This is a genomic window from Leucobacter japonicus, assembly GCF_001273855.1.
In the GTDB taxonomy this organism is placed as follows: domain Bacteria; phylum Actinomycetota; class Actinomycetes; order Actinomycetales; family Microbacteriaceae; genus Leucobacter; species Leucobacter japonicus.
Genome location: NZ_JHBX01000123.1, coordinates 55,971 through 70,676, shown reverse-complemented (window position 1 = coordinate 70,676; position 14,706 = coordinate 55,971). Strand labels below are relative to the sequence as shown.

The following is a 14,706-nucleotide window of genomic DNA, read 5'->3' as shown; positions in this document are numbered from 1 at the left end:
GTGTATGTCGGTCGGCCTCGTACCGGGGGAACACTCCCGGGTGTGGCGCGAGAGGTCAGGGAATCTCGACGACCTGGGCGCCGTAGACGAGCCCGGCCCCGAAGCCGATGGTGAGTGCCAGGCCACCCGAGAGTTCGGGCTGCTGCTGCAGCAGCGCGTGCATCGCGAGGGGGATCGATGCTGCGGAGGTGTTGCCCTGCATCTCGATATCGCGTGCGATCGCCACGGTCTCCGGCAGTTTCAGCTGTTTCGCGAACTCGTCGACGATGCGCATGTTGGCCTGGTGCGGAATGAACGCGGCGAGATCTCCCGGCTCGATGCCTGACGCCTCGAGCGTCTGCCGTGCAACCTTCGCCATTTCCCACACGGCCCAGCGGAACACCGTCTGCCCGTCTTGGCGCAGCGTCGGCCAGGGAACGACACCTGGATTGTTGCGGTATTCCTCGAAGGTCGAGGTGACCCGAATCGTGTCCCACTTCTCGCCGTCGGAGCCCCACACCGTGGGGCCGATGCCTGCGTGATCGCTCGGCCCGATCACGACGGCGCCGGCGCCGTCGGCGAGCAGAAACGAGATGCTGCGATCGGTCGGATCGACGATATCGGAGAGCTTCTCCGCGCCGATCACGAGCACGTTGCGGCAGATGCCGGCGCGCACGAGCGCGTCGGCCTGGGCAACGCCGTAGACGTAGCCCGCGCACGCCGCGGAGATGTCGAAGGCTGCGGCGGGGGTCAAGCCGAGTCGGTGCGCTGCGAGGGCCGCCATCGACGGGGTGACCGCGACGTTGGAGATCGTGGAGATGATCACACCATCGATCTCGGAACGATCCAGGCCGGACGCGACGATTGCCTCGTCAGCGGCTTCGACGGCGAGGTCGACGGCTTCGACCGAGCGACTCGCGCGACGGCGCTGGATGATGCCGGTGCGCTGGCGAATCCACTCATCAGATGAGTCGATGGGGCCGACGAGATCGTCGTTCGGCACGTCGAGGTCGCCGCGGGCGGCACCGATCGAAAGAATGCGCGTGTGCGCGGGGCCCGAGGGCTGCACGAGAGCAGTCATATGCGATTCCGTTTCGGTCAGGCTGCGGGGCCGGTGATCAGAGCCACGGCCGCGTCGAGATCTTCGGGGGACTTGATGGCGACTGCGGGAACGCTCTTGAGCGCGCGCTTCGCGATGCCGGTGAGTGCGCCGGCGGGGAGCAGTTCGATGAGGCCGGTGATTCCCGCGCTCTGGAAGCTCGCCATGCAGGCATCCCAACGCACTGGCTGCGCGATCTGCGACACGAGTGAGTCGACGAACGCGGAACCATCGGTCACGAGGGCGCCATCGGCGTTCGACCAGAGCGGGTGCTTCGGCTGTTCCGCGGAAATGCCGACCGCGGCTTCACGGAGCACCGGGATTGCCGACGCCATCGCCTCGGTGTGGAACGCGCCGGCGACCTGCAGCGCGATCACGCGCGCGCCCCGCGGGGCATCCGCGGCAAGCGCATCGAGCGCCGCTCGCGAGCCGGCTGCGACGATCTGGCCACCGCCGTTGCGGTTCGCAGCCGTCGCACCGTGCTCGGCGATCTTCTCGAGCACATCGCTCTCGACTCCGCCGACGACCGCGGCCATGCCGGTCTCCGCGCGCGACGCGGCATCGGCCATGGCGCGCCCGCGCACCGCGACGAGGCGCAGCGCGTCGGCGTCGGTGAGCACCCCTGCGGCGACGGCAGCCGCGAACTCGCCGACCGAATGCCCGGCGATGCCGGCATCGACGACGGAGACGCGCGCCGAGAGTTCGCGCCAGGCGAGCAGGCTCGCTGCAACGATCAGCGGCTGGGCGATGGCGGTGTCGCGAATCGTGTCTGCGTCACTTGTCGTGCCGTGAGCGATGAGGTCGATACCGACGTGCTCGGACGCCTCGCCAAGAAACTCTCGAGCTCCGGGGAGCTCGAGCCAGGGGGCGAGGAATCCGGGGGTTTGTGAGCCCTGTCCGGGGCTTGCGATGACGATCACGTGTTCCAGTTTCTCAGATCGGGGTCGGTTGGCCTGCATATTCTCGACCACACTTCGCGGAATTCTTTGTGGGAGTGCGTCAGAAAGGTGCCGTTTCGGGGTGTTCCCGTGCGCTCAGCCGCGATTCGACTCGCGCTTCGGGGCGGGCGCGCGGCGGCCGTTCTGAGCGATGGATCCGGCGATCAGTGCCGACTGCAAAATCAGCGCCTCGCGTGCACCGGTCGCGTTCCATCCGATGACATCGGAGACCTTCTTCAAGCGATAGCGCACGGTGTTGGGATGTACGAAGAGCTCGCGCGCGGTTGCCTCGAGGGAACGGCCGTTGTCGAGGTAGCACCAGAGCGTTTCCAAGAGCTCGCCCGAGTGCGCGGCGAGCGGCTCATAGATCTGTTCGATCAGCGTGCGGCGCGCCAGGCCGTCGCCGGCGAGTGCACGCTCGGGGAGCAAATCATCGGCAGCCACGGGGCGTGGGGCGTGACGCCACGAACGTGCGACCGCAACTCCGGCGAGTGCCGCTCGTGCGCTCCGGGAGGCATCCACCAGGTTCGCGACTGCGGGCCCGAGTACGAGCGGCCCCTCAGAGAAGCCGTCGGCAAGACGATGAGCGATATCGATGAACGACAGCGGATCACCGCCATTCACCTGATCCTTCGCCGGCGTATCGAGCCGGCCGAGCACCAGCACAAGGCGCGTTCCCTGCAGGCCGATGAGCACATCCGCCCCGGCATGTCGTGCCGATCGGCGGAGCTGATCGACATCGACGAACCGTTCTGCGGTGCCGACCAGCACCGCAGCCTCGCCGTCTCCGTGCCAGCCGAGTGCGGCGATGCGGCTGGGAAGTTCGTCGTCGCTCTCACCGGTCAGGATCGAATCGACAACGAGTGCCTCCAGGCGCGCATCCCACAACCCTCGGGCCTCAGCCGCTCGTGCATAGACATCGGCGGCGGCGAATGCGACGTCGCGTGAATAGTGGAGCACCGCCTCGCGCAACGATTCGCTGCGCGGGGCGACGCGATCCTCTACCACCGACACGACGACGCGAATCAGCTGCAGCGTCTCCTGCAGACTGATCGAGCGCAGCAGCTCACGGGGAGCTGCGCTGAAGACGTCGGACGCGATCCACGGTGTCGAGGTCGGGTCCTCATACCACTGAATGAACGAACTGATCCCGGTCTGTGCGACGAGTCCGACGGCAGAGCGTCGGCTCGGCGGCATGTTTCCGTACCAGGGGAGCGTCTCGTCGAGCCGGGTAATGGTTCGTGTCGAGAGCTCCCCCGTTATGGTGCGGAGCCAGGCGAGTTCCTGGGACTTGGTTCGATCCATGGGATTCGAGTCGCTCGCCGCGGGGCGCGCTTAGGACTCCCCGCCGGCGCCGCCGGTGGTTCCGGCGTTCACGTCGTTCAGGCGGTACTGCTCGGCGGCGCGGCGCGGCACGTCAGCGTCGATCTTGCCCTGCAGCGCGAGGCGCTGGAGCACCTTCACGACGACCGACTCGCGGTCGATGCCGAAGTAGCGACGGGCTGCGGCGCGCGTGTCTGAGAAGCCGAAGCCGTCGGCACCGAGCACCGAGTAGTCACCGGGCACGAAAGCGCGAATCTGCTCAGGGACCTGCGTGGCCCAGTCGCTGACGGCGACCACGGGGCCTTCGGCGCCCTGGAGCTTCTCGGTGAGGTACGGAACGCGCGGTGCGTCGCCGAAGTTGCGGAAGTTGTGATCCTCGGCCGCGACGCCATCGCGACCCAGTTCGGTCCAGCTCGTCACGCTCCACACATCGGCTGCGACATCCCAGTCGCGCGCGAGAATCTGCTGCGCCTCGAGTGCCCACGGCACTGCGACGCCAGAGGCGAGGATCTGCGCGTGGTGCGTTCCCCCAGTCGCGGCTCCGACCTTGTGGATGCCGCGAACGATGCCATCGACGTCAACATTCTCGGGCTCCGCCGGGTGCACTAGCGGCTCGTTGTACACCGTGAGGTAATACATCACGTTGGGATCCGGGTGCGTGCCGCCGTACATGCGCTCGATGCCCGAACGCATGATGTGGCCGATCTCGTAACCGTATGCGGCGTCGTAGGAGATGACCGCCGGGTTCGTCGCCGCGAGTGCGATCGAGTGGCCGTCGGCGTGCTGCAGGCCCTCACCGGTCAGCGTGGTGCGCCCCGCGGTGGCGCCGACAATGAAGCCGCGTGCCATCTGGTCGCCGGCGGCCCAGAACGCGTCGCCGGTGCGCTGGAACCCGAACATCGAGTAGAAGATGTAGATCGGAATCAGCGGTTCGCCCTGCGTGGAGTACGAGGTACCCACGGCGGTGAACGCGGCGGCTGCGCCGGCCTCGTTGATGCCGACGTGCAACAGCACGCCCTGCGGGCTCTCCTTGTAGGCGAGCAGCAGTTCGCGGTCGACGGAGACGTAGTTCTGCCCGTTCGGGTTGTAGATCTTGGACGTCGGGAAGTACGAGTCCATACCGAAGGTGCGTGCCTCATCGGGGATGATCGGCACGATGCGCGGGCCGAACGACTTGTCGCGCATCAGATCCTTGAGTAGACGCACGAACACCATGGTGGTGGCGGCCTCCTGCGTACCCGAACCCTTCGCAGCGATCGCGTACGACTTCGGCTCCGGGAGCGTGAGCTCCGTGTGCTTCGTGCGACGCTCGGGCAAGTAGCCGCCGAGCGCGCGACGGCGCTCGTGGATGTACTGGATCGCCTCATCGTTCTCGCCCGGGAAGTAGTACGGCGGGCGGTACGGATCGGCTTCGAGCTGAGCGTCAGAGATCGGGATGCGCATGGTGTCGCGGAACGTCTTCAGATCGTCCAGCGTCATCTTCTTCATCTGGTGGGTCGCGTTGCGGCCTTCGAAGTGCGGGCCGAGCCCGTAGCCTTTCACGGTCTTCGCCAGGATGACCGTGGGGCGCCCCTTGTGCGCCAGAGCGGCGGCATAGGCCGCGTACACCTTGCGGTAATCGTGGCCACCGCGACGCAGCTGCCAGATCTGATCATCGGTGTAGTCGTCGACCAGGTGCTGAGCCCGCTCGTCCTTGCCGAAGAAGTGATTGCGGATGTACGCGCCGTTCTCGGCTTTGTACGTCTGGTAGTCACCGTCCGGGGTGGTGTTCATGACGTTCAAGAGTGCGCCATCGACGTCCCGGTTCAGCAGGTCGTCCCATTCGCGACCCCAGATGACCTTGATGACGTTCCAGCCAGCGCCTCGGAAATAGCTCTCGAGTTCCTGAATGATCTTGCCGTTGCCGCGGACCGGCCCATCGAGACGCTGCAGGTTGCAGTTGATCACAAAGGTCAGGTTGTCGAGGCCCTCATTTGCAGCCACCTGGAGCTGGCCGCGGCTCTCAACCTCGTCCATCTCGCCGTCGCCCAGGAACGCCCACACGTGCTGATCCGATGCATCCTTGATGCCGCGGTTGGTGAGGTACTTGTTGAGCTGCGCCTGGTAGATCGCGTTGATGGGGCCGAGGCCCATCGAGACCGTCGGGAACTGCCAGAAATCAGGCGCGAGACGCGGGTGCGGGTAGCTCGGGAGACCGCCGCCGAGGTGTGACTTCTCCTGGCGGAACCCGTCGAGCTGATCTGCGGAGAGGCGGCCCTCAAGGAACGCGCGAGCGTACATGCCGGGGGAGGCGTGGCCCTGCGCGAAAATCTGGTCTCCGCCGCCGGGGTGATCTTGCCCGCGGAAGAAGTGGTTGAAGCCGACCTCGTACAGCGATGCTGCCGACGCATACGTCGAGATGTGGCCGCCGACGCCGATGCCGGGGGCCTGCGCACGGTGCACCGTCATCGCGGCGTTCCAGCGCAGCCAGGAGCGGTACTTGCGCTCGAGTTCCTCGTTGCCGGGGAACTCGGGCTCATCATCCGACGCGATCGTGTTGACGTAGTCGGTCGTCGGCACCTGCGGCACATTGAGATGCAGTTGGCGCGAGCGGTCGAGCAGGCTCGTCATGATCTCCCGGCCACGGCCGGCTCCCCGCTCATCAACAACCGCATCAAGAGACTCTCGCCACTCGGCGGTCTCCTGCGGGTCCTGATCGTTGTTGTCGGGTGCGTACGGATCCTGCGTGTTCACAGCCAAGATTTGTGCTCCATTCACCATGAGGCGTGCGCGAGCCTGAGACGCTGGTTGATGCGTCGGCGCGCAGCACGAAAGGCGCCCGCTGGATTCGCGGGTGTCGCACCAGACTATCGAAGTTGCACGACCAATCAGGCAATCGGAGCCGCCCGGGTGTCATTTCCGCACAAACTGACGGGTAAATATCGAGGCTGATCGGGGGCGCTACAGTGTGTATCGCAATTGCATATAGAGGGGCGGCGTCGCCCGGAACAGGAGTCTCGATGGTTCTCGCAGTTGGTGCGCAGGCACCCGATTTCACGCTTTCCGATCAGCACGGCGAAGAGCTCGTGCTCTCGGAACTCGTCGCCGAAGGCCCGGTCGCGCTCGTCTTCTTCCCGCTGGCCTTCTCGGGAATCTGCACCGGCGAACTCTGCGAGCTGCGCGACAATCTCGCGATCTTCGCCGACCAGAACGTGCGGCTGCTCGGCGTGTCGGTTGATTCGGAGTACGCGCTCAAGGCCTGGGCTGAGCACGAGGGATACGAATTCTCGATTCTCTCCGACTTCTGGCCGCACGGCGCCGTGGCGCGTGAATACGGTGTCTTCGTTGAGGAAGCCGGCATTGCGACTCGCGCCACCTTGGTGATCGGCGAGGATCGCCGCGTGCTTGCCTCCTTCGAGACCGCTCCGGGCGAGGCCCGCGACTTCGGGGCCTACCGAGAGGCACTCGCGACACTCGCCTGAGTCGAGCGATTTTTGAGTCGCGACTCGCCTCGCGTATGCTGATACGGCTGCGTAGCTGAGGCGAGTCGCGGCGGTTGGGGCCTGTAGCTCAGTTGGTTAGAGCATCTCGTTTACACCGAGAGGGTCGGGGGTTCGAGTCCCTCCGGGCCCACCCATATTTTCTTACTCTCTGACCGCGGCGCATGCGTCACTACTCCGGCCAGTGGGTCGCCAGCTTGTCGAGCAGTCGCGCAAGCTCAGCCCGTTCCGCATCGGTGAACTGCTGAAGTGCGGTGCCCAGAGCTTCGCGTCGTTCGCCGTGCACACCGCGCGCAAACCCGCGACCACGGTCCGTGAGGGCGATGCGGGTGCGACGTGCGTCATGAGGATCTGCCTCGCGCTCGACGAGTCCGCGCTCGGCCGCCTGTTGCACGAGCCGTGAGGCGCGGGGCTGGTCGACGCCGATCGCCTCGCCGAGTGCGCCGACGCCCAGCGGCGTTTCTGCTGCGGCAAGGGTCTCGACGAGCCGCATGAGTGCGGGGCCGCCGAAGCGTCTGCCATCGCGCGGTCCGCGACCCCGGTGGTGCGATTGCGGGCCCTCGGGAGTGTCGTGATCTGGAGTGCCGAAGGGCCCACTGTGGCCAAGCGGCCCCTGGGGCCCACCAGGGCCCCAGGGGCCTCGCGGACCCCTGCCTCGGCCCCGTACGCGTGCGAGGGCGTGCGCGATGGCGTCGATGTCGTCGGATCTGCTCACAGCGAACATCTTACATGTACCTTGACATGTACTAAAGTGAATGTCACACTACATATACATGCAACATGACAAGTAAGGAACACGATGCACAACGCATTTGAAGACGAGAATGCCGGCCACAGCGCCGGCGCCACGACACATGACCATTCCGATCTCCGCGCTCTGCGACGCTCGCTGAAAACGGCCAGCCACTTCATGCGCGAGTCTCGGCGACAGACGCTCGGCGAAGCCGGGCTGACGCTTGATGAGTGGAGATTCCTCCGCCGCCTCGAACGCAAGAACGCGAACGGCTCGGAGCAGGCTCCGCAGAACGAGTCAGTTCAGAACGACGCCGATCAGCGCGATGCCGCACCCGGCGCCGCAGACCGTCGCTCCGATCGCCCTCGCGGCATGGGGCGGCGTGGCCACGGACCCCGTCGCCACTTCGCCGTCCGCCGTCTCTTCGAGATCGGCTGGGTCGCCCGATCCGAGTCTGGCCTCACGCTGACGGAAGCCGGTCGTGCCGGTGTGGAACGCACGCGTGCGGCGCTGCAGCGAGCCGACGCTCACCTGTTCGAAGCCGTCGGCGATGCGGAATTGTCGGCTGCGGTGCGCACGCTCGACGATGTCGCGCAGCAACTCGGCTGGGAACCGGGCACACGACCGCCGCGGAGTCCGCGGATGCCGCACGGTATGCGCCGCCACCCCCGGTTTGCCCGTGCAGACCAGACGTGCGGCGACCGGCACGACCGCCACGATTCTCGCGAGGAGCGAGTCCACGAGCGCGACAGGCACTCGGAGCACCCGCACCCGCATCCGCATCATCACCACCCGCGTGCGGGATGGGAGCGCGGCCCGTGGGCGGCGCGAGGGCGTTAGGTCTTAGCGGGGAAGCGCCGCCTCGATCGCGGCGACGATCGCCGGAGCGTCAGGCTCCGTCGTGGGTCGGAACCGCGACACGGTGCCGTCGGGCGCGATGAGGAACTTCTCGAAGTTCCACTTCACGCGCCCGGCTTTGCCGTCAGCATCGGGCGTCTCACGCAGCTCTGCATAGAGCGGGTGCTTGCGGCGTCCATTCACCTTCACCTTCTCCATGAGCGGGAAGGTCACCCCGTAGTTCATCGAGCAGAACGTCTTGATCTCCTCGCCATCACCCGGCTCCTGGCCCATGAACTGATTGCACGGGAAGCCGAGCACGGTGAATCCGCGGTCGCCGTAGGTGCGCTGCAGCTCCTCGAGCTTCTCGTACTGCGGTGTGAGCCCGCACTTCGACGCGACGTTCACCACCAGCACGGCACGGTCGGCATAGTCGGCGAGCGAAGCCGGGTCGCCATCGATGGTGGTGAAAGGAATATCGCGCAGCTCCATGTGGCTCAGCCTACGCCTGAACTCTTCGGAATGCGCTGCATCGCGGTACCGTTGAAGATCGTGTGGGTCGCGACTGCGCGACTTCGACGATTGAAAGGCACGGGTACGTATGACCTCGGCTGCGCACGGCATTCCGGTTCAATTCGATGCGAGCGGGGTGAGCGGTGCCGACGCACTCAAGCAAGCCTTTCGCGAGCACCCGGCCGGCGTCTCGCTGATCACCGCGATGACCGAAGATGGCCCGGTCGGCCTCACTGCGTCGAGTGTCGCCTCGGTGGGCATCGATCCGCCCGCGATAGCATTCTCGGTGACCCGGGCGACCGGAAGTGCTGGCGGCATTCTCGGCGCCGACACGCACCTGGTGCACCTGCTCGATTCGCGCCATGCCGATGTCGCTCAGTCATTCGCGGTGTCGGGCTCTGAGCGCTTCACGGCCGAGCAGGGGTGGGATCGGCTGACCACGGGCGAACCGTATCTTCCGGCGTCTCGAGTCGCGCTTCGTTGCCGACCGCTGCACACGCTCGGGGTCGGCTCGTCCGTCGTCGTGGTGTCAGAGGTGCTGGGCGCGGTCTTCGGCGACGCAGCAGATCCGATGGTCTACCACGATCGCCGCTTCCACACGCTGCCCCCAGTCGAACACGCTTAGCCTGGAGAGACGACCGGGAGGGGCCAAGATGCCAGAGCGCGATGCCACCACGATGGGCAGCTATGTCACCGGAGGCGAGGCCTTCGAACGAGATACTCAGTACATCGAAGATCGGATCGTCGCTGACCCGGATGCGGTGCGTGCGCTGCCATCGCCACCGGCTTCGAAGATCGGGTCCCTGCATGCGGGGCTCACGACGGGCGCCGAGGCCTGGCCGGTCGAGCCGGGTCGCTACCGACTGATCGCTGCCGCGGCGTGCCCGTGGGCGAATCGCACCCTTATCGTTCGGCGCCTTCTCGGCCTCGAATCGGTCATCTCGCTCGGGCAGCCAGGCCCCGTGCACGACGCGCGATCCTGGACCTTCGATCTCGACCCCGGCGGCGTCGACCCGATTCTGGGGAGCGAGCGGCTCCAAGAGCACTACTTCCGCAGATTCCCCGGCTACCCGCGCGGGATCACCGTACCGGCGATCGTGGATATCCCGACGGGTGGAGTCGTCACGAACGACTACCCGCAGATTACGCTCGACTTCTCGACGCAGTGGCGCGAGTTCCATCGAGCCGGCGCCCCCGACCTGTTGCCGGCCGACCTGGTTGAGGACATGTGGCCGGTCATGGAGCGGGTGTTCACCGAGGTGAACAACGGCGTCTACCGATGCGGTTTCGCCGGGAGTCAGGCGGCCTACGACGCAGCGTATGCGCGACTCTGGGACGCGATGGATTGGCTCGAAGAACGTCTCTCGACTCGTCGGTACCTGATGGGTGAGACGATCACGGAGGCCGACGTGCGTCTGTTCACCACGCTCGCCCGCTTCGATCCCGTGTATCACGGGCACTTCAAGGCGAACCGCAACAAGCTCAGCGAAATGGAGCACCTGTGGGGGTATGCGCGTGATCTGTTTCAGACGCCGGGGTTCGGCGACACGATCGACTTTGCGCAGATCAAGCAGCACTACTACGCGACACACACGGACATCAATCCGACAGCCATCGTGCCTGCTGGTCCCAACCTTGCAAGCTGGCAGCAGCCCCATGGTCGGGAGCGGCTGGGCGGTGCGCCCTTCGGGAATGGCACCCCACCCGACCCCATTCGCTAGCGGGGGACCGGGATCCCGACGGTGTTGAGATTGCGCGCCTTGTCGCGCCGCTCGACCGCGACGCCGATGAGGGCGAGCGTCATGCCGATGGCGCCGAGTGCGACTCCGACCCACCCGGGGGCGAGATAGCCGAGGCCGCCGGCGATCACGACGCCGCCGAGCCATGCGCCCAGGCTGTTGCCAATGTTGAACGCGGAGTGGTTGACGGCCGCGCCGAAGAGAGCGGCTTCATCGCTCACCCGAATGAGGCGCGATTGAATCGAAGGCATCAGGATCGATGACGTCACGCCGAGCAAGAAGGTGCAGATGATCAGGCCCCACGGAGTGGTCGCGAACAGCGCGTAGGCGACGAGCACGGCGATGAACGCGGAGAACCCGAAGAGAATCGTTCGGGTCAAGTCTTTGTCGCTCGCCCAGCCGCCGGCAAGGTTGCCGATGGTCATGCCGACTCCGAGCCCGGCGAGCACCCACGGGACTGCGCCGGCGGAGAGACCGGCGACGCGAGTGGTCACCTCCGCAATGTACGAGTAGACCGCGAAGAAGCCACCGAAGCCGATCGCGCCGACGCCGATCATGATCCACAGGCGAAAATTCTTGAGCGCCGACAGCTCCTTAAGCGGGCTGCGCTCGGGGTTGCCGGGGAAGCGGGGGAGGAACGCGACGCAGAGCAGCAGGGTCGCCGTGAAGATCACCGCAACGAGCACGTACGCCCAGCGCCACCCGGCGATCTGACCGATCCAGGTAGCCAGCGGCACACCGATGACGTTCGCAACCGTGAGCCCTGAGAGCGCCAATGCGATGCCGCGACCCTGCATGCCGGGCCCCATGATGCGGGCAGCGAGCAGCGAAGCAACGCCGAAGTAGGCGCCATGCGGCAGTGCGGCGATGAAACGGGTGAGCGCCAGGGTGCCGAATGTGGGCATGAAGACCGACGCGAGCGTACCGACGATGAAGAGCGCGAGTAGCAGAAACGCCAGTTTCGTCTGGGACATGCGCGCTGCGAGCACCGCAAATGTCGGAGCGCCGACGACCACACCGAGTGCATACGCCGTGATCAGCCACCCCGCCTGCGCAATGACGGTGGTTGGGGAATCAGCGAAACCGGGGAGCAGGTCGCGCGCGATCTCGGGGAGGAAACCCATGGTTGCGAACTCGGTAACCCCGATGCCGAAGCCGCCGAGCGCAAGCGCGAACAGGGCGAACGCGCGCCGGGCTGGGGTGAGTTGCGTCATCGAATGCGGGCCTTTCGAAAGGGGTGCTCGGCTGCGTTGCCGCGGCACGGCAACCACGCAAGCTTAGTCGGTGCGCGCGACGGGACCCGCACCGACCAGGTTCACCAGCCGCGCGCGATCCACTCGGGCAGGGCGGACGCTTCGGCCGCAATCGTCGTGCTGTCGCCGTGACCCGGGCGCGCGACCGTGGCTTCGGGAAGCGTGAACAGGCGCTGCTGAATGGAATCGAGGATCTGCGGGAAGCTGGAATAGCTCCAACGCGTGGCGCCGGGGCCGCCGTGGAAGAGGGTGTCACCCGAAAACACCGTGCCGAGCGCAGGTGCGGCGAAGCACACCGAGCCCGGGGTGTGGCCGGGAGTGTGCAGCGTCAGAAGTTCGACGCCGGCGACCGCAAACTCGGCGCCGTGCGCGAGTTCGATATCGGGAAGCGTATCGCCGTAGGTATCGGCCCAGATGAAGAGATCGTCGGGATGCAGATGCAGAAGGGTGTCGAGTCGCTGCGCGAGTTCGACTGCGGCATTCACGTGGTCGTTGTGGCCGTGCGTGAGCAGAATTCCGAGCGTGTCACGATCGCCGACGGCGTCCGCGATCTGGGCGGCGTCGTGACTCGCATCGATGACGACGACCTGTTCGTCGTCGCCGACGAGCCAGACGTTGTTGTCGATGGGCACCGCTTCAGGCTCGGGGCCGCCACGGTCGACCATGATGCTGCCGTGGGTGATGATGCGCTCGATACGGACGGTGCTCACAGGTGGGGTCCTCTCGGTAGGGGGCGAAACGGCGGAAGTGGCACGCGCTACTCGGCCAGCGCGAGACGGAGTTCGGTCACCCGGATTGCGGCCTCTCGCAGGCGCTCGGGCGGCAGGGTGCCGGCATCGACTGCCGCGGTGATCCCGTCAATCGATGCGGCAACCGTGGATTCGTCGGCGCCGGCCACCAATACCAGCAGATCGTTGCCGGCGAGCACGGATTGCACGGCATTCGCTGCCGGGTCCGCATACGCGGGATCTCCCGAATTCAGGAGCATGCCGAGGTCATCGGTGACGGCGACGCCGGTGAACCCGAGCTCTTCGCGTGCGATGCGATGCCATTCCGTTGAGAGCGACGCCGGTGCGGCATCGATAGCCGTGTAGGCGAGGTGCCCGAACATCAGCAACTCGGCGCCGGCGTCGATGCCGGCACCGAATGGCATCGACTCGTTCGCCGTCCAATCGGCACGGGTCAGGTCTGTCGTCGGGATGGAACTGTGCGAATCGCCGGGTGCCGCGCCGTGCCCGGGGAAGTGTTTGAGCGTGGAGAGCACCGTGCCCTGCTCGCCACTGACGGCGGCTGCGACGCGGGGCGCCGCATCGTCGCCGGTGGCGCCGAGCGTGCGCGAGAAGATGAATGAGCTCGGGTCACCAGTGACGTCGGCGACGATGCCGAAATTGACCGTGATCCCCGACTCGGCAAGGAGCGCCGCACGCCCGGAAGCGGCAGCACGCACGTCTTCGGGTGCAGCGAACTTGAGGGTGTCAGCGCCGGGAAGGGTGTCCCAGGGCAGGCGCGTGACTTCGCCGCCCTCTTCATCGATGCCGATCAGTCGAGGCAGCGCTGGGTCGGGGGAGAGTGCGGCCGTCACGGTGCTCAGCGCAGCGGCGTCGGCAGGCACGTTGGCACCCATCAGCAGGAAGCCGCCGAGTCCGTGCGCATCAGCAAATGACCCCACGGTGGTTGGATCAGCGCTGGGTGTAGACGCCATCATGATGCTTGCAGCGCGCTGCGCCGTGCTTTCGGCGTCGACCATCTCGGTCGCACGTGCGAGTCGCAGTTCCTCAGGGCTCGGGGGAGCCGGGGTCGTGGGTGCTGACGAAGACGTCGGTGCCGGCGATGACGTCGGTGCCGGATCGCCTGCGGGTTCTGGAGCGCACCCCGTCAGGGCAACCACGGCGATCGCCACCCAGGCGATGGCGACCTGGGTGACGGAGCGTCGTGGGTTCACGTGCGAGTGACGACGGTTGGGCACGGCAGCGCCTGCAGCACCCCGTGACTGACCGACCCCAGGAGCAGTCGCGAGATGCCGCCACGCCCGCGGCTGCCCACCACGAGCATCTCGGCCTCCTCAGCCGCCTGCACGAGGGCGGCGACCGGAGCCGACTGCACGATTTCTCGACGCACGTCGAGATCCGGGTACCGCTCGGCGAGACCGGCGATGCCGATCGCGATCGCCTCTTCGGCGACGCTGCGCTGAGACTCCACGAGCTCTTCGCTCCACAGATATTCGAGGCCGGGGGTCAGCGGTGGCATCCATGCGTACACCGCCACGAGCGGAACCTCCCGGATCGAAGCCTGTGCGGCCGCGAATGCGATTGCCTTGCGTGAGGCATCGGATCCGTCGACTCCGACGACCACAGGGGCGTTCGGACGAGCTTCAGTCTTCGGAATCACCGCAACCGGGCAGTGCGACGTCGCCGCAACCTTGACCGCGCGCGTACCGAAGAACGAACCGGAGAACCGGCCGCCCTGGTGGGCACCGAGAATGACGAGGTCCGCGCGTTTCGAGGCCTCTTCGACTTCGGCGATCGGGTGCCCCACGACTGCGGTGCCCGAGATCGCCCCGGCGAAGCCGAGTGCGCGCGCGTGCTCGGTCTCCGCTTGCAGCATCTGCTCGGAAGCTGCCTGCGCCTCCGACAAGAACGCGACGCTTTCCGAGAGGAATGAGTCGTCGGCGACGTGAATCAATTCGACTGAGGCCCCGCGCTCGGTGGCGCGGGCGAGGCCCCAGGCGAGGGCGACCCTGCTCTGCTCGGATCCATCTACTCCGATGAGGTACTTCTCAGACATGATCTGTCCTTTCTCTCTCTGTCGATGTT

General features: G+C 66.4%; 14 protein-coding genes and 1 tRNA gene. 5 read left to right on the top strand and 10 right to left on the bottom strand.

All coding sequences use genetic code 11. From position 1 onward, the window contains the following. Window positions 1-55: 55 nt before the first annotated feature. The 4 genes from AMS67_RS12850 to aceE all read right to left on the bottom strand — a co-directional run bounded on the left by AMS67_RS12850 (window position 56) and on the right by aceE (window position 6,078). The gene (locus tag AMS67_RS12850; RefSeq protein WP_053387737.1) at window positions 56-1,060 is read right to left on the bottom strand and encodes a beta-ketoacyl-ACP synthase III; all 1,005 of its coding nucleotides are present in this window, start codon (window positions 1,058-1,060) and stop codon (window positions 56-58) included. Window positions 1,061-1,077: 17 nt separating this feature from the next. Further along, the gene (locus AMS67_RS12845) at window positions 1,078-1,998 is read right to left on the bottom strand and encodes an ACP S-malonyltransferase (protein WP_053387757.1); all 921 of its coding nucleotides are present in this window, start codon (window positions 1,996-1,998) and stop codon (window positions 1,078-1,080) included. A 114-nt stretch (window positions 1,999-2,112) separates the two neighbouring features. Next, complete coding sequence (locus tag AMS67_RS12840) at window positions 2,113-3,321, bottom strand: PucR family transcriptional regulator (RefSeq protein ID WP_053387736.1); 1,209 nt, start codon at window positions 3,319-3,321, stop codon at window positions 2,113-2,115. A 30-nt stretch (window positions 3,322-3,351) separates the two neighbouring features. Beyond that, a complete protein-coding gene (gene aceE / locus AMS67_RS12835; RefSeq protein ID WP_053387735.1) occupies window positions 3,352-6,078 on the bottom strand; it encodes a pyruvate dehydrogenase (acetyl-transferring), homodimeric type in 2,727 nt (908 codons plus the stop codon). Window positions 6,079-6,338: 260 nt separating this feature from the next. Between aceE and AMS67_RS12830 the strand changes: the two genes are divergently transcribed. Together AMS67_RS12830 and AMS67_RS12825 are read left to right on the top strand one after the other, a co-directional pair. Further along, the gene (locus AMS67_RS12830) at window positions 6,339-6,800 is read left to right on the top strand and encodes a peroxiredoxin (RefSeq protein WP_053387734.1); all 462 of its coding nucleotides are present in this window, start codon (window positions 6,339-6,341) and stop codon (window positions 6,798-6,800) included. Between the two features lie 77 nt (window positions 6,801-6,877). Further along, a tRNA-Val gene (locus AMS67_RS12825) sits at window positions 6,878-6,951 on the top strand. 39 nt (window positions 6,952-6,990) lie between these two features. Here AMS67_RS12825 and AMS67_RS12820 read toward each other — a convergent pair. Continuing rightward, entirely contained in the window at window positions 6,991-7,311 is a 321-nt protein-coding gene (locus AMS67_RS12820) for a MarR family winged helix-turn-helix transcriptional regulator (protein ID WP_053387733.1), read from the bottom strand. 306 nt (window positions 7,312-7,617) lie between these two features. Between AMS67_RS12820 and AMS67_RS12815 the strand changes: the two genes are divergently transcribed. Continuing rightward, the gene (locus AMS67_RS12815) at window positions 7,618-8,391 is read left to right on the top strand and encodes a winged helix DNA-binding protein (RefSeq protein WP_053387732.1); all 774 of its coding nucleotides are present in this window, start codon (window positions 7,618-7,620) and stop codon (window positions 8,389-8,391) included. Between the two features lie 3 nt (window positions 8,392-8,394). Here the strand turns inward: AMS67_RS12815 and AMS67_RS12810 are convergent, their stop codons facing one another. After that, the gene (locus AMS67_RS12810; protein WP_053387731.1) at window positions 8,395-8,880 is read right to left on the bottom strand and encodes a glutathione peroxidase; all 486 of its coding nucleotides are present in this window, start codon (window positions 8,878-8,880) and stop codon (window positions 8,395-8,397) included. A gap of 109 nt (window positions 8,881-8,989) precedes the next feature. Here AMS67_RS12810 and AMS67_RS12805 point away from each other — a divergent pair, with 109 nt between their 5' ends. Continuing rightward, window positions 8,990-9,526: a flavin reductase family protein gene (locus AMS67_RS12805; protein WP_082305509.1), complete on the top strand. Its 537-nt coding sequence runs from the start codon at window positions 8,990-8,992 to the stop codon at window positions 9,524-9,526. A gap of 28 nt (window positions 9,527-9,554) precedes the next feature. After that, complete coding sequence (locus AMS67_RS12800) at window positions 9,555-10,622, top strand: glutathione S-transferase family protein (RefSeq protein ID WP_053387730.1); 1,068 nt, start codon at window positions 9,555-9,557, stop codon at window positions 10,620-10,622. On the opposite strand, the gene AMS67_RS12795 is transcribed toward AMS67_RS12800, so the two are convergent. The 4 genes from AMS67_RS12795 to AMS67_RS12780 all read right to left on the bottom strand — a co-directional run bounded on the left by AMS67_RS12795 (window position 10,619) and on the right by AMS67_RS12780 (window position 14,677). Continuing rightward, window positions 10,619-11,854, bottom strand: a complete 1,236-nt coding sequence (locus AMS67_RS12795; RefSeq protein WP_053387729.1) for an MFS transporter — start codon at window positions 11,852-11,854, stop codon at window positions 10,619-10,621. The two genes, AMS67_RS12800 and AMS67_RS12795, sit on opposite strands and share 4 nt — an antisense overlap. A gap of 101 nt (window positions 11,855-11,955) precedes the next feature. Beyond that, window positions 11,956-12,603 (bottom strand): MBL fold metallo-hydrolase, encoded by a 648-nt coding sequence (locus tag AMS67_RS12790; RefSeq protein ID WP_053387728.1) that lies wholly within the window; start codon window positions 12,601-12,603, stop codon window positions 11,956-11,958. A gap of 47 nt (window positions 12,604-12,650) precedes the next feature. Continuing rightward, a complete protein-coding gene (locus AMS67_RS12785) occupies window positions 12,651-13,859 on the bottom strand; it encodes a glycoside hydrolase family 3 N-terminal domain-containing protein (protein ID WP_241488080.1) in 1,209 nt (402 codons plus the stop codon). After that, window positions 13,832-14,677 carry a universal stress protein gene (locus tag AMS67_RS12780; RefSeq protein WP_053387727.1) on the bottom strand — a complete coding sequence of 282 codons (846 nt, stop codon included), beginning with the start codon at window positions 14,675-14,677 and terminating at the stop codon, window positions 13,832-13,834. Before AMS67_RS12780 ends, AMS67_RS12785 begins: the two co-directional genes overlap by 28 nt. Window positions 14,678-14,706: the final 29 nt, after the last annotated feature.